At 62.3% G+C, this 13,218-nt stretch carries 11 protein-coding genes; 5 read left to right on the forward strand and 6 right to left on the reverse strand.

What is annotated here, in order from left to right; all coding sequences use genetic code 11:
* Positions 1-46: 46 nt before the first annotated feature.
* The 3 genes from LT40_RS05435 to LT40_RS05445 all read right to left on the reverse strand — a co-directional run bounded on the left by LT40_RS05435 (position 47) and on the right by LT40_RS05445 (position 3,603).
* Positions 47-1,876, reverse strand: coding sequence for an ABC transporter ATP-binding protein (locus LT40_RS05435; RefSeq protein WP_043193325.1), 1,830 nt, complete (start codon positions 1,874-1,876; stop codon positions 47-49).
* Positions 1,877-1,942: 66 nt separating this feature from the next.
* Positions 1,943-2,506 (reverse strand): peptidylprolyl isomerase, encoded by a 564-nt coding sequence (locus LT40_RS05440; RefSeq protein ID WP_043187354.1) that lies wholly within the window; start codon positions 2,504-2,506, stop codon positions 1,943-1,945.
* 149 nt (positions 2,507-2,655) lie between these two features.
* Positions 2,656-3,603, reverse strand: coding sequence for a LysR family transcriptional regulator (locus LT40_RS05445; RefSeq protein ID WP_043187357.1), 948 nt, complete (start codon positions 3,601-3,603; stop codon positions 2,656-2,658).
* A gap of 200 nt (positions 3,604-3,803) precedes the next feature.
* Between LT40_RS05445 and LT40_RS05450 the strand changes: the two genes are divergently transcribed.
* Positions 3,804-4,670, forward strand: coding sequence for a carboxylate/amino acid/amine transporter (locus LT40_RS05450; RefSeq protein ID WP_043187359.1), 867 nt, complete (start codon positions 3,804-3,806; stop codon positions 4,668-4,670).
* On the opposite strand, the gene LT40_RS05455 is transcribed toward LT40_RS05450, so the two are convergent.
* Positions 4,660-4,983, reverse strand: coding sequence for an addiction module antidote protein (locus LT40_RS05455; RefSeq protein ID WP_052393255.1), 324 nt, complete (start codon positions 4,981-4,983; stop codon positions 4,660-4,662). The two genes, LT40_RS05450 and LT40_RS05455, sit on opposite strands and share 11 nt — an antisense overlap.
* Positions 4,980-5,282 carry a type II toxin-antitoxin system RelE/ParE family toxin gene (locus tag LT40_RS05460; RefSeq protein WP_237749284.1) on the reverse strand — a complete coding sequence of 101 codons (303 nt, stop codon included), beginning with the start codon at positions 5,280-5,282 and terminating at the stop codon, positions 4,980-4,982. The genes LT40_RS05455 and LT40_RS05460 overlap by 4 nt, the downstream gene beginning before the upstream one ends.
* A gap of 304 nt (positions 5,283-5,586) precedes the next feature.
* Between LT40_RS05460 and LT40_RS05465 the strand changes: the two genes are divergently transcribed.
* From LT40_RS05465 to LT40_RS05480, 4 genes are all read left to right on the forward strand, one after another.
* Positions 5,587-6,774: a sugar transporter gene (locus LT40_RS05465; RefSeq protein WP_084139717.1), complete on the forward strand. Its 1,188-nt coding sequence runs from the start codon at positions 5,587-5,589 to the stop codon at positions 6,772-6,774.
* Positions 6,775-6,933: 159 nt separating this feature from the next.
* Complete coding sequence (locus LT40_RS05470) at positions 6,934-7,446, forward strand: sigma-70 family RNA polymerase sigma factor (RefSeq protein WP_043193327.1); 513 nt, start codon at positions 6,934-6,936, stop codon at positions 7,444-7,446.
* Positions 7,440-8,390: a FecR domain-containing protein gene (locus tag LT40_RS05475; protein WP_043187367.1), complete on the forward strand. Its 951-nt coding sequence runs from the start codon at positions 7,440-7,442 to the stop codon at positions 8,388-8,390. Before LT40_RS05470 ends, LT40_RS05475 begins: the two co-directional genes overlap by 7 nt.
* 65 nt (positions 8,391-8,455) lie before the next feature.
* A complete protein-coding gene (locus LT40_RS05480; protein WP_084139718.1) occupies positions 8,456-10,888 on the forward strand; it encodes a TonB-dependent receptor in 2,433 nt (810 codons plus the stop codon).
* Positions 10,889-11,028: 140 nt separating this feature from the next.
* On the opposite strand, the gene LT40_RS05485 is transcribed toward LT40_RS05480, so the two are convergent.
* On the reverse strand, positions 11,029-12,972 hold the full coding sequence (locus LT40_RS05485; protein ID WP_043187373.1) for a methyl-accepting chemotaxis protein: 1,944 nt from the start codon (positions 12,970-12,972) through the stop codon (positions 11,029-11,031).
* Positions 12,973-13,218: the final 246 nt, after the last annotated feature.

Raw genomic sequence — 13,218 nt, forward strand, 5'->3', positions numbered from 1 at the left:
CTACAGGGGCGCCCCCATGGCCCCGTGAGCCATGGGAGCAGCAGGATCAATCCATGCCAACGAAACCGCCGGTCTGATGGTGCCAGAGGCGCGCATACAGGCCTTGTTGTGCCAGAAGCTCGGTATGGCTGCCGATTTCCACGACCTTGCCTTTTTGCAGCACTACCAGGCGATCCATCTTGGCGATGGTGGACAGGCGGTGGGCGATTGCAATCACAGTCTTGCCCTTCATCAGGGTCTCCAGGCTTTCCTGAATCGCTGCTTCGACTTCGGAGTCGAGTGCCGAGGTCGCCTCGTCCATGATCAGGATCGGCGCGTTCTTCAGCAGCACGCGGGCGATGGAGATCCGCTGGCGCTGGCCACCGGACAGCTTCACGCCGCGCTCACCCACGTGAGCATCGAAACCGCGACGGCCTTCGCTGTCGGACAGCAATGGCAGAAAGTCATCAGCCCGCGCCTTGCGCACTGCTTCCCAGACCTGCTCCTCGGTGGCGTTGGGCTTGCCATAGCGCAGGTTGTCGAGAATCGAGCGGTGCAGCAGGGAGGTATCCTGGGTGATCAGGCCGATCTGCTCGCGCAGGCTTTCCTGGGTCACGTCGGCAATGTCCTGGCCATCGATCAGAATGCGCCCGCTGGGCAAATCGTACAGGCGCAGCAGCAGGTTGACCAAGGTCGATTTGCCCGCCCCGGAAGGCCCGATCAACCCAATCTTCTCGCCTGGGCGAATATCCAGGGTCAAGCCCTCAATGATGCTGTCGCCCTTGGGGTAATGGAAATGCACGTCTTCGAAACGCACGTTGCCGCGGTCGACCTTGAGCCGTGGCGCGCCCTTCTTGTCGGTCACGCTGACCGGTTGGGCGATGGTCTGCAGGCCGTCCTGCACCATTCCGATGTTTTCGAAGATGCCGTTGACCACCCACATGATCCAGCCGGACATGTTGACGATACGGATCACCAGGCCGGTTGCCAGGGCGATGGCACCTACGGAAATCAATGACTGGGTCCACAACCACAGGGCCAGGCCAGTGGTGCCGACGATCAACAGGCCGTTGATGGTGGTGATGGCAAAGTCCATGGCCGTGATCACCCGGCTGGCCAGCTGGGTTTTCTCGGTTTGCTCGCTGATCGCGTCACGGGCGTATTGTTGCTCCATGCTGGTATGAGCGAACAGTTTGAGCGTGGCGATGTTTGAATAGCCGTCGACGATGCGGCCCATCAGTTTCGAGCGGGCGTCGGAAGACACCACCGAGCGTTCCTTGACGCGCGGAACGAAGTAATAGAGCGAAATCACGTAGGCGATAATCCACAGGATCAAGGGAATCATCAGCCGCCAGTCGGCTTCGGCGAACAGCACCAGGGCGCTGATCGCATAGATCAGCACGTGCCACAGCGCGTCGACCGCGGCCACCGCCGAGTCGCGCAGCGAGTTGCCTGTCTGCATGATGCGCTGGGCGATACGCCCGGCGAAGTCGCTGTGGAAGAAATTCATGCTCTGCTTGAGCACATAGTTATGGTTCTGCCAGCGGATGAGGCTGGTCATGCCCGGGCTGATCGCCTGATGCACCAGCAGGTCGTGCAGGCCAATGAAAATGGGCCTGAGGACTAGCGCGACCACCACCATCCAGGTCAACTCCAGCGCATTGTCGCTGAAGAAATGCACATTGGGCGTGCCCTGGGCCATGTCGATGATGCGACTGAGGTAGCGGAACAGGGCGACCTCGATCAGTGCACCGATCAGGCCGACCACCAGCAGGGTGGCGAAGCTGGGCCAGACCTGCTTGAGGTAGTAGATGTAGAAGGCCAGGACCTTGTTGGGAGGCGTTTCCGTAGGCGCTTCGCGGAAGATATCGATCCATTGTTCGAAGCGGCGATAAATGCTCAAGCGTGCTCTCCTGTGCGGGTTGACGGTCCTGGCTGTTACGAGGCCGGCAGGGCGTGCGGCTTAGTCCACGCGTTTTGCCGACTTGATCATCACCGGGTCGCTGGGCACGTTCTGCATGCCGCTTTTGGTGGTGGTCGGCGTATTGGCGATGTTGTCGACCACTTCCATGCCCTTGACCACCTTGCCGAAGACCGCGTAGCCAAAATCGCGACCACCGTGGTCAAGGAAATCGTTGTCCTTCTGGTTGATGAAGAACTGGCTGGTGGCCGAGTCCTTTACTTGAGTGCGCGCCATCGCTAGGGTTCCCCGCACGTTGTGCAAACCGTTGTCGGCTTCGTTCTTGATGGGCGCCTGGGTGGGCTTTTCGCGCATGGTGGCATCGAAGCCACCGCCCTGCACCATGAAGCCTGGAATCGTGCGGTGAAAAATGGTGTTGTTGTAGTGACCCTTCTCGACGTAGGCGAGGAAGTTCGCGGTGCTGATGGGCGCCTTGACCGCGTCCAGTTCGACTTCGATCGTGCCCATGCTGGTGTCGAGCAACACATGCGGGTGCTTGGCATCGGCAGCCATCAAGTGGCCTGCGAAGGAGAGGGAGCAGGCAGCCAGGAGGATTTTTTTCAGCATCGGTACGAGGTCCTTGAGAGAGAGGCATAGGCTTTGAGCCGTGAGTGGCGCAAGCGTTCGGGGCAATGTAGCAAGCGTGTCGCCAAAGGGCGGCCCACGCGAGCCGGTTTGAAAAAAATGAATGTTACTTAATGTTCGCAAGACGACCGTCAGTCGTCCTGGTTCATCACGGCACTGACCTGCTCCAGGGCTGGAATCGGCACGTCCAGGGGCGCAGTATCGAAGGTGCGCAGCAACTCGACGAGAATCTGCGTGGCCGGACCCAGCGGCTTGTCCTTGTTCGAATACAGATGGAAGATCGGATGCCGACTGCCGCCTTGTTCCAGGGGCAGGGCGGCCAGGGTGCCCTCGCGCAGTTCGCGTTCGATCAGGTGCCGCGGCAACCAGGCGAAGCCCAGGCCGCTGCCGACGAAGCTGGCCGCCGTGGCCAGGCTGCCGACGGTCCAGCGCTGTTCCGCGCCCAGCCAGCCGACGTCTCGCGGCTGCTGGCGGCCCGAGTCGCGGATGACCACCTGCATGTGGCCGTGCAGGTCCTGCACGCTCAAGGCCCGCCCCATGCCCAATAAGGCATGTTCGGGATGGGCCACGGCGACGAATTCGACGGCGCTGAGTTCGGTGCCCAGGTAGCCGGCAATGCTGTAGCTGCTGATCGCCAGGTCGGCGACGCCTTCTTGCAGCACTTCCTCGACCCCCGACAGCACTTCCTCGCGCAGCCGCACGCGGCAGCCGCGGCTTTGCGGCATGAACGCGGTGAGCGCGCGGATCAGCCGTGCATTGGGATACGCGGCGTCGGCCACCAGGCGGACTTCGGCCTCCCAGCCTTGCTCCATGTGGTGGGCCAAGTCTTCCAGCTGGCTGGCCTGATTGACCAGTTGCCGGGAGCGGCGCAACAGCACGCCACCGGCGTCGGTGAGCACGGCCTTGCGTCCGTCGATGCGCAGCAGCGGGACGCCGAGCTGGTCCTGCATGCGGGCCACGGTGTAGCTGATCGACGACTGCGAGCGGTGCAGGGCGTCGGCCGCCTGGGCGAAGCCGCCGTGGTCGACCACGGCCTGCAGGGTTCGCCATTGATCAAGGGTGACGCGAGGCGCTTTCATCTTCGATTCCTGGTGTCCTGAGCTGGCGTACAGCCCTGTGTCTGGATGCCAGACAGGGTAGAGCAATGATCGGACAAGACAACTTATTTGATGGATAAGGGCAGCTAACCTGGGGTATTCAATCGGATCGAGGCTGGCTTCACTGGCCTGACCCGGCCCGGATGCGCTAAGGTCCGCGCCTCGCCAATTCGGGACGCACCATGCAATACCTTCTGATCGTCACTCTCATCCAGGCTTTCTCTTTCAGCTTGATCGGCGAATACCTCGCCGGCCACGTCGACAGCTACTTTGCCGTGCTTGCCCGGGTGCTGCTCGCCGGGCTGGTGTTCCTGCCGCTGACCCGCTGGCGTCAGGTCGAACCGCGCTTCCTGCGCGCCATGCTGCTGATCGGCGCGCTGCAGTTCGGGATCACCTACGTTTGTCTGTACTTGAGCTTTCGGGTCTTGAGCGTGCCGGAGGTGCTGCTGTTCACCATCCTGACGCCGGTGCACGTCACACTGATCGAGGACGCGTTGAACCGTCGCTTCAACCGCTGGGCACTGGTGGCGGCGCTGGTGGCGGTGGCGGGGGCCGCGGTCATCCGCTTCGACCGCGTCAGCCCGGACTTCTTCATCGGGTTCCTGTTGCTGCAGCTGGCCAACTTCACCTACGCGGCCGGGCAGGTGCTGTACAAGCATCTGCTGGCACGCCACCCCAGCGACCAGCCACAATACCGCCGCTTCGGCTATTTCTACGTCGGCGCCTTGCTGGTGGTGCTGCCGGCCTTCCTGCTGTTCGGCAACCCCCACAACCTGCCGCAGACGTCTGTGCAGTGGAGCGTGCTGGCGTTCCTCGGGCTGGTGTCGACGGCGCTCGGCATGTATTGGTGGAACAAGGGCGCCAGCCGCGTGCCAGGCGCAACCTTGGCGGTGATGAACAACCTGCACGTACCGATCGGGCTGCTGCTCAACCTGCTGATCTGGAACCAGGACGAGCCTTTGGGGCGACTGTTCCTCGGAGGTGGGGTGATCTTGTTCTCGGTCTGGTTGAGTCGGTTGGGTGCGCGCGCCCAGATCGCTAGCCGATAGCAGGGGCAGGGCGAGAGGGTGATGCAAGCAGGCCTGCATGCAGAGAGATACCCAGTGCACGCGTCACCTTCAGTATCGTCGCGAAGCTCGGATTGCCGTCTTCCGAAAGCGCTTTGTACAAACTCTCGCGACCCAGCCCGGTGTCCTTCGCCACCTGGGCTATACCCTTGGCGCGCGCAATGTTGCCCAGCGCCTTGGCAATGAATGCCGCGTCATCACCAGCTTCGGCCATGCAAGCATCGAAGTACATGATCATGTCCTGATCGGTTTTGAGGTGTTCAGCGCTGTCCCATTCCCGTAGCTTGATTTTCATCGTTCCTGTTCCTGAAGTTGGTGTGCCATGCGCTTGGCGATAGCGATGTCGGAGGACTGTGTCGACTTGTCGCCACCAGCCAACAGCACTATCCAGCACTGCTCGTGTTGCATGAAGTACAGGCGGTAGCCTGGCCCAAAATGAAGCCGCATCTCGCATACGCCTTCTCCCACTGACTGCCAGTCACCCCAGTTCCCGTCTTCCAGCCTGTCGATCCGGGCCTGGATCCGTATGGCGGCCTGGCGATCGCGCAATCGAGTGAACCAGCGCTCAAACACATCCGTTGTGGCGATCTTCATCAGCATAGATCCGTATCCCATGGGATACAAATCTTCTCGATCGCTGGTTCCGAGGGCAAGCCCGAAACTGTGTAGCGACGTTGCCAGGTATCGTCTGCTGCTTTACTGCGCGAGGTGGGCGACCGCATTGTGCCTGCCGTGTGCGGGGCGTAGAATCCGCCGCATCTGGCGTCGCCCCTCAACACTCATAACAATCATTCATTGCTTGCTCCGCTTGGCTTGAAAGTCGGGCGGCACACGTATGCGTGGTGTTTGATAAGGCGAGACCGTTCCTACTATTTTTGAGAGTCGCTGAAGCCATCCAATGAATACGTCTTCGAATACACCCACAGGCAGCTGGTCCAGCGTGATTGCGCTGGCGCTGGCGGCCTTCATCTTCAATACCACGGAGTTTGCGCCAGTCGGGCTGTTGACCTCGATCGGTCAGAGCTTTGCCATGCCGACGGCACAAGTGGGGTTGATGTTGACGGTGTATGCCTGGGTGGTGTCGCTGATGTCGCTGCCAATCATGTTGCTAACGCGCAACGTCGAGCGTCGCCGGTTGCTGATCGGGGTGTTCATCCTGTTTGTGGCCAGTCATGCGGTGTCCAGCGTCGCCTGGAGCTATGGGGTGCTGCTGGCCAGTCGTATCGGCATCGCCTTTGCCCACGCCTTGTTCTGGTCGATCACCGCATCGCTGGCGGTGCGGCTGGCGCCACCGGGCAAGCACACTCAGGCCCTGGGTCTGCTCGCCACTGGTACGTGCCTGGCCATGGTGCTGGGTGTGCCGTTGGGGCGGGTAGTCGGTGAAGCGCTGGGCTGGCGCACCACCTTCGTTGGCATTGGCGTGGTGGCCACGGCAGTAGGGCTGTGGTTGGCAAAAAGCCTGCCCGCATTGCCGAGCCAGAATTCCGGATCGCTGCGCAGCCTGCCCATGTTGCTCAAACGCCCGGTATTGGTCGCCCTGTATGTAACGACTGCACTGGTGATCACCGCGCAGTACACGGCGTACAGCTACATCGAGCCGTTCGTGCAAGCCGCGGCGCAGATGAGCGGGGAAATGACCACGACCCTGCTGTTACTGTTCGGCGGCGCCGGGGTGATCGGTTCGGTGGTGTTCAGCCGCTACAGCGGTCGCTATCCGCGTGGCTTCATGGTGGCATCGATCGCGTTGCTGGCGCTCTGCCTGATGCTGTTGTTGCCATTGGCGCGTTACGCTACCTATCTGGGTGGGGTGAGCGTGGTGTGGGGTATTTCGATCATGTGCTTCAGTCTGGCGATGCAGTCCAAGGTGCTGGAGCTGGCGCCGGATGCCACGGACGTGGCCATGGCGCTGCATTCAGGGATCTACAACGTCGGCATCGGCGGTGGGGCGTTGCTGGGCAGTGTGGTGATCACCCAGTTGGGCGTGGCCAACATCGGCATCGTCGGCGCGCTGATGGCGGGGGCGGGTTTGCTGTTGTGTTGGCACACGACGTATCGGCGGGTTCAGTCGGCGCCTATCTCGGGTTGATTGGTCAGTAATACCGCGCCGATCCCGGACGCGGCTCGCGCCGCTGCTACAGGGGGTGCGTGGTGGGCGAATGCAGCATCGAGGGCGCAAGTAACGGTTCCGCTGCAAACCCTTTTTAAAATACAATCGATCTCATTTACATCTGACAGGGTGCCGATGATGGTCGAGCCTGCGGGGGCGGACGTTCGGGCGTTCGAGACGCTCTATCGCGACAATCGCAGCTGGCTGGAGCACTGGCTCGGCCGGCGCCTGGGCAGTGCCTGGGATGCCGCGGACCTGAGCCAGGATACGTTCATTCGAGTGTTGGCCAGCTCCCAGTCCATTGCCGAGCTGCAGGAGCCTCGCGCCTACCTCAAGACGGTCGGCAAACGCCTGCTGGTGAATTTCTACCGTCGGCGCAGTCTGGAACAGGCTTATCTTGATGCGCTTGCCACCTTGCCCGCCAATGTCGCCTCCTCGCCGGAACAGCGCTGGCAGGTGCTGGAAACCCTGCACGCCCTGGATCAATTGCTTGATGGCCTACCGGCCAAAGTCCGCCGGGCCTTTTTGCTTAGCCAGCTCGAAGGGCTGGGCTACCGGGAAATCGCCGAACGCTTGAAGGTCACCGAGCGCAGCGTCAAGCGCTACATGGCCCAGGCCTACGAGCACTGCCTGTTGGCCGATCTGTGCTAAGCCTCGAGCCGAGCGACGAAGCCCGCCAGGCTGCCCGATCGGCGGCGCGCTGGTGGGTGTGCATGGAGTCTGGCGCCGTCACCGAGCAGGACCTGGCTCGCCTGCAACGCTGGCGCGAAGCCAGTGAGGCCCATGAGTCGGCGTGGCGCAGGGTGTCGGCGCTCAAAGGCCGGTTTCAGAGTTTACCGCCAGCGGTGGCCATGGCCAGCCTGGATCGACCAGCCCCGAGCCGCCGCACCGTGATGAAAAGCCTGTTGGGCTTGGCCGTGGCGATGCCGGCCGGCTTGTGGGTTGCGCGTGAGCTGCCCACCGATGCCTGGCGCGCCGACGTGGCCACCGACACCGGCGAGCGACGCCGACTGACCTTGGCCGATGGCAGCGTGTTGCAGATCAACACTGCCACGGCGGTCGACATAGACGCTGGGCAACGACGGTTGACCCTGCTGCGCGGCGAAATTGGCCTGCGTCTGGCCAATGCCACGCCGTTCGCTATCCACACCGCGCTTGGCCACGTGAAACTCAATAGCGGCGAGATCAATGTGCGCTACGGCAACGGTCGCTGTCAGTTGTCGGTCCTTGCAGGATCTGCGCACGTTCGACCCACAGGCTTTGCGCCCCTGACCCTGCTTGCGGGCCAACAAGTGCGGCTGACCAGCACAGGGACCGGTCCGGTCGAACGCTTCGACCCACGTCAACCGGGCTGGCGCGACGGGGTGCTGGTCGCCTTGAACGAGCCCTTGGGCGATTTCCTGCGGGAACTGGACCGCTATCGTCCCGGCATCCTGCGCTGGCAACCTGAACTGGAAGATTTGCGGGTAACCGGCAGTTTCCGCCTCGATGACCCCGACCAGGTGCTGAACCTGCTGGCGGTCAGCCTGCCGCTGCAGGTCCAATGGCGCACGCGCTATTGGGCCACGCTGGTGCCACGAGAAAAAACCACGTAGCGCCTGTCCCCTTTTTCGCACTCGCGTGTCATGGAAAGGTAAGTACACTCACAGAGCCTCTAGCCATGCCCCCACGGCCCCCTCGTTCGTTTCCCCGTGATAGCCGCAAACCCTCGACGCGCTACGTGCGCGCCTTGCCTCTGAGCCTGTTGCTCGGCATTGCGCCGTTGCCCCTGCAAACGGCGCTTGCCGACGACACGGCGCGTGTCTACAACGTACCCCGAGGTGAGCTCGCCGCCTCGTTGATCCGCTTTGCCAGCCAGGCGGGCGTTAGCCTCTCGGTCGCGCCCGCGTTGGTCAACGGTCGGCAGAGCGCCGGTCTGGTCGGCGAGTACAGCGTGGAAGGCGGTTTTGCCCAGTTGCTCGCTGGTAGCGGTCTGCGCCTGCAGGCAGTGGGGCAGGATGCCTATACCCTGGTGGCTGCGCCTCAGGGTGCCGACGTGCTGGAGATCACGCCCACCACCGTGACCGGTGCGGCGCAGGGCAATGTCGCGGGCGAGTCCTACGCAGGAGGCCAAGTGGCGCGCCGCAGTTCGCAGGGTCTGCTGGGGGCACGTGACTTCATGGACACGCCGTTCAGCATGACCACCTACACCAGTGAAACCGCGAAGAATCAGCAGGCTCGTACATTGGGCGATCTGGTGGCCAGCGACCCGGCTGTGCGTACCACCAACCCGGCCGGCGGGCGTTTCGAGCAGTTCACCATCCGCGGCTTCAGCCTGTTCAACAGCGATGTGTCGTACAACGGGCTGTACGGAATACTGCCCACGTACTCCATCGACATGGAGATGGCCGAGCGGGTGGATATCCTCCGTGGGCCCAGCCAGTTGATCAATGGCATCTCCCCGCGGGGCAGCGTCGGCGGCGGCATCAATGTGGTGCCCAAGCGCGCCACCGATGCACCGATCAACGAGTTCACCGCCAGCTACGCGTCCGACAGCCAGGCCGGGGGCGCGGTGGATGTCGGCCGACGTTTTGGCGAAGACAACCGGTTCGGCATCCGCCTCAACGCGGTGAAGCAGGCCGGTGATACCACGTGGGACGAGCAGAGCGTGGACCGGCAGATGGCCGTGCTCGGCCTGGATTTCCGCGGCGAGCGCCTGCGCTTGTCTGCCGATGTGGGGCATACCGAGCGTGATACCGATGCGCCGCAGGAGCGTGTCCAGGTCGGAGCCAACGCGCGCGTGCCCGGTGCCAACCATGTGCGCGACAACTATGCGCAAGGGTGGAGCAAGGCACGTACCGAGGACACCTTCGGGGCTTTCAATGGTGAGTATGATCTCAGCGATTCGGTCATGGTGTACGGCAGCATCGGCGCCCGCGAGAGCAATCATGATTTCCTGCGGCACAACGTATCGGTCACCAACGACGCCGGTGATTTCGATGTGCTGCCCCGCGACTTCACCCGCGACGAGAGCGTGCGAACGGCCACGGTGGGCGTGCGCAACTGGTTCCAGACCGGCCCCGTCAGCCATGAGGTGAACCTGGCTGCCAGTCATTTCTACATGGACTTCACCAATGGTGGCGCTCGCTATGCCAGGGGGCGCAGCAACCTGTACGCGCCGACTGCAACGCCGACGCCTGCCAACCCCACGCGGCAGGACCCTGAGGTCTACACCGAGAACCGTTTCGACGGCGTGGCGTTGTCCGACACCCTCGGGTTCTTCGATGACCGGCTGTTGTTGACCTTGGGCGCGCGCTGGCAGCGGGTCAAGGTCGATGACTGGAGCGACGGCGTGAGGGGCGATACGGGCTATGACGAAGAGAAGCTGTCGCCTTCGGCGGGAGTGCTCTACAAACTCACCGACGAGCTGTCGGTGTACGCCAACTATTTGGAAGGCCTGAGCCAGGGCAAGATTGCCCCTTCCACGTCGATCAACGAAGACGAGATCTTCCCGCCCTTCATCAGTCGTCAGGTCGAGGTGGGCGCCAAGTACGACCTCGGCAGCCTGGCTATTACCGCTGCAGCATTTCGCATCAAACAACCGGCGTACGAGACCAACGCGCTCACCCGCACTTTCGGCCCCAATGGCAAGCGGGAGAACAATGGCGTGGAGTTGAGCGTGTTCGGTGAACCACTGCCGGGCGTGCGCCTGCTGGGCGGGGTGATGTACATCGATAGCGAGTTGACCGGCACCAGCGCAGGGGCCTTCGATGGCAACCGCGCACCGGCCACGCCCGAACTCAATGTCAACCTGGGTGCGGAGTGGGACGTTCCGGCATTGCCGGGTTTGACCCTTACCGGGCGCGGTATCTATTCCAGCTCGCAATACCTGGATCAGGCCAACAGCAAGGAAATCGACAGCTGGGAGCGCTTCGATGTGGGTGCCCGGTATGCGTTCAAGGTGCAGGGCAAGGCGGTTACCCTGCGGGCTAATGTCGAAAACGTCCTGGACAAACGCTACTGGGCCTCGGCCGGCGCTTCCGACGACAGCGAACCCGGTTTGACCCTTGCTACCCCAAGAACCTATCTGGTTTCCGCAACGGTCGGGTTCTGACTGTCTGTGAGGTCGGACGCTGCGGGGTGTCAGGTGTTGAGCGGTTCAGCCTTCGCGGCCAATGACCGCTCCCACGGGGTGGCATGCCTTTGCGTGGGAGCGGTCTGTGGCCGCGAAGAAGGCGCTGCGGATTTTCGGCGTCACACCTTGAAGCGCCCCACCAGGCCCCGCAGGTTCCCGGAAATGTCGGTCAGACGCCCCGATCCCGACTGCGCCGTGTGCGCGTACTCTTCAACCAGTTGGGCATCGGCATGGATCTGCGCGATGTGCCGGTTGATCTCCTCGGCCACCTGGTGCTGCTCCTCGGCGGCCGTGGCGATCTGGTTGTTCTGGTCGCGTATCGAATCGACCGACGTGCGTATCTTGTCGAAGCTGTCCCGCGCTTGCTGGATGCACTCGACGCTGTCTTGAGACACTTGCAGGCTGCCCTGCATCTGCTGAGTGATGACCTGCGTCCGACGGGCCAGATTACCCAACAGGCCATCGATCTCCCCGGTTGAATCGGCGGTACGACGGGCCAGCGCGCGCACCTCGTCGGCGACCACCGCAAACCCGCGACCCTGATCGCCGGCGCGGGCCGCCTCGATGGCAGCATTGAGGGCGAGCAGGTTGGTCTGCTCGGCGATGGAGCGAATGGTGTCCAGAATGCTGTTGATGTTCTTGCTGTCTTGTTGCAGCAGTTGCATGGTTTCGGTGGATTGCTGCAGCTCCGAACTCAGCTTGAGGACGCAGGTGGTCGCTTCGCCGATGCGCTGCTGGCCGTCATGGACTTCCTGATAGCCGTTGTCGGCGCTGGTTGCCGCCTGGCCGCAGGAACGCGCCACTTCGTTGGCGGTGGCGACCATTTCGTTGAACGCCGTGCTCACCAGTTCCACCGCTTCGCGCTGGCGACCAGCGACTTCGTCCATGTGGCGCGCCACTTCATGGGTATCGGCAGCCGCCGCCTGCAGATCGGAAGATGCAGTACCGATGCGCTGCACCAACTGGGCAATCATCCCGACGAACTGATTGAACCAGCCCGCCAGCGCCGCCGTTTCATCCTTGCCCTGGACCTTGAGCTGACGCGTCAGGTCGCCTTCGCCTTCGGCGATCTCCTGCAGACCATTGGCGACGCCACGGATCGGCCGCACGATGACCCCGGCGAAGCTCGCACCCACGATGGCGAACACCACGGCCAGAACGGCGGCGATGGCCGCGATCAGCCACGTCAGGTTAGAAGCCTGAGCCATCACTTCTTCGCGCTCGATCAGGCCGATGAAACGCCAGCCCAGGCCAGATGAGCTGACGATATTGGCCATGTAGACCTTGCCGTCGATCTCGATCTGGGTCGCACCGTCGCCATGCCTGGCCAGCTCGGCATAGTTGCCGCCAAGCTCGGCCAGCGGCTTGAAGTTGTGTTGTGCATCGCGGGCATCCACCAACACGTTGCCGTTGGCCTCGATCAGCATCAGGTAACCGCTGTTACCCAGCTTGATGTTCTTCACCAGCTCGGTCATCTGCTTGAGCGACACATCCAGGCCAACCACGCCGACCACCTGGCCAGCAGTGTCGGTGACGCTGTGCACCGTGCCGATCAGCGACACATCGTCCGCCGCCCAGTAGTAGGCATCGGTGCGAACCGTGGTGCCAGGCGCCGCCATCGCGGCTTTGTACCAGGGCCGCTGGCGCGGATCGTAGTTGGCGATCTTGGGGTCGTTGGGCCAGCTGGCGTAACCGCCATCACTCATTCCCATGGACAGGTAGGCCGTGCTTGGGTGGGTCTTGGCAAAGCCATCGAAGATCTCGAGCAGGCGCTGATTGTTCTCGGTCAGGGGAATTTGCGGCGCGTCGGCGCCTGAATAGTTCTTCAGATCCCGAGCAGCCACGATGCGAGGGTCCTTGGCGAGGTATTCGACGTTCTGGCTGATGCCGTCGAAAAACTGCTTTATTCCATTGTCGATCTGACGAATCTCGCGGCCGCTGCTGTCAACGAACTCAGCCCTGGCGGCTTCACGCAGGTTGAAGACGACAAGCACGGCGACCACGATCACCGGGAGACACGCGATGACCGCAAAGCCCCAGGTCAATTTCTGTTTGATGTTCATGGAATATTCCGCTGGATTTATAAGTGTTGGTCGGCAGAAAAGGGCAAGGCGTGCAGCGTGTTTTCTTCGAATGGGTTTTAGGCTGCTTCCTACCTATCGGCGACGAACGGTAAAGCTGAATGCGGTATACCAACGACCAGACAAACGGTGAGTCCGAATGGCGCAAAGGGCATGAACGGGCGGTGTTTGTCGGTACTTTCCCAACCGTGCGCAGTCTATACAGCGACCTTCCTCACCGAGCTTCCG

The organism is Pseudomonas rhizosphaerae (assembly GCF_000761155.1).
GTDB lineage: Bacteria > Pseudomonadota > Gammaproteobacteria > Pseudomonadales > Pseudomonadaceae > Aquipseudomonas > Aquipseudomonas rhizosphaerae.